General features: G+C 80.5%; 1 pseudogene. It reads left to right on the plus strand.

The annotated features are described in order from the left end of the window. A pseudogene (locus tag G3I42_RS21545) lies at positions 1 to 262 on the plus strand (hypothetical protein); the annotation flags it as partial.

Genomic DNA, 262 nt, shown 5'->3' on the forward strand with positions numbered 1-262 from the left:
GGTCGACGCCGCGGTGGACGAGGCCGCGCGGCTGCGGGCCTTCCTCGTGGCCGACCTCGCGCGCTACCGCGCGGCCCTCCCCGGCAGCCTCGCCGGCTTCCTCCCCCTCCTGACCGAGGCGCTCGACGCCGGGTACCACCCAGGACCCGACGACCTCGCGGCCCTGCGCGCCCAGCGCCACGATCCCGCCGCCGCGCGTCTCCTCGCGCGCTGCCAGGACCTCGCCGAGCAGGCGGTACGGGCCCGCCTCGCGGGCCGCGCC

Origin of the sequence: Streptomyces sp. SID11385 (assembly GCF_010548245.1) — a bacterium.
Classification (GTDB): domain Bacteria; phylum Actinomycetota; class Actinomycetes; order Streptomycetales; family Streptomycetaceae; genus Streptomyces.